At 46.0% G+C, this 1,529-nt stretch carries 1 protein-coding gene; it reads left to right on the forward strand.

Annotated elements, in window-relative coordinates:
• A partial coding sequence (locus AC6ROY_RS25325) for an RHS repeat-associated core domain-containing protein (RefSeq protein WP_500103331.1) occupies positions 1–1,529 on the forward strand: 1,529 nt, incomplete at both ends.

The following is a 1,529-nucleotide window of genomic DNA, read 5'->3' on the forward strand; positions in this document are numbered from 1 at the left end:
AACGAGTACAATTTCATCGGCCAGCTTGTGAAGAAGCAGGCTTACAATAGTAACGGGCATTTGTTATCTGAAAGCGAGTTTACGTACAATTCTGGAGGCATGACGCAGTCCGTTAGTGAGGGACTGGCAACGGAAGCTTTGGGCAAAAGCCAGACATTTTTCTCCTATGATGCGCTAGGAAGACTAGCTTCTGTCAAGGATGCCATGCTGAGGGAAACGTCGTACACGTATAATTTTAGTCAAGCACCGACGCGAATCCTTTATCCGGACGGTAACAGTGTGAGTAAGGTTTACGACGAATTGGGGCGAACGATCCAAAAGATCGACGCGTTGAAGCAGACGGAGAAGCTCTACTATGATGCTAACAGTAATTTGGTCATGTCGAAGGATCGTAACGGCCAAATTCATTATTTCTCCTATACAAACCGGGATGCATTGAACACGAAAACGATTAATGCAACAGATGCAATCAGCTTTACGTATGATCGTGCGGGACGTCGTACCAGCATGACTGACTCCACAGGCCAAACCGATTATTCGTATCAGACTGACACTGGCTTGCTGCAGCAAGTCAAGTATCCGGATCAAAAAACGATTAGCTATGAATATGACGAGCAAGGCAAGCGAAAGAAAATGAAAGGGCCTTTCGGTGTAGAAACAACGTACAGCTATACAACACAAAATCAGTTGTTTCAAGTGAAGGCCTTGGAACAAGGAGTGTCTGCGGAATATCAATACCTGCAAAATGGATTGGCTAAAACTGCATCCCGTGGTTCGGCAACGTCCAGTTTCACTTATAACGGTAGTCGATTAACCGAAATTTCGGAAACTTGGGGCTCCCAGCCGCCACAGATCAGTCAATATCAATATGATTCAAGAGGCAATCAAATCACGCGAACAGAGGATGAAGTAACGCACACCTTTACTTACGATAAGTTAAATCGTATCGATACTTCGACTTTATTCGCTGAAAAGTATACTTATGATGCTCGCGGTAACCGTATGACCTTGCAAAGTACCCGCGAGAGGAAAGCCGGCAATGTCAGCTATTCCTATGATCTGCGCGATCAACTGACGCAAGTAGCTCTGGATTCCAATCAAAGTGTAACCTATGTGTATAATGGGGATGGCTTGCTGGTTGAACGGGAGCAAAATGGTACAAAAACCCGTTACTATTATGACGGAACGGATATCATCGCAGAGGCGACTGTTGTGAATGGGGTGCCTCAACATAAAGCAAGCTACATCCGTGGAGGACAACTCATAGCACGTATTGATGGAGCTACCAATCAGGCAGCATACTATGAGCATAACGATCATGGTGATGTGATCGGCTTACGAAGTGCTTCCGGGGAACAACTTAATACTTACACCTATGACATATGGGGCAAGCCGCTTACTGTTTCGGAGCCTGTTCAGCAGCCCTTCCGCTATAGCGGCGAGTTCTGGGATTCGAGTACGGAGCTTCAATATTTGCGGGCGCGATGGTATGATCCGAGTATGGGGCGGTTTATTAATGAGGATACGTA

The sequence above is a fragment of the Paenibacillus sp. sg306046 genome (assembly GCF_059821225.1).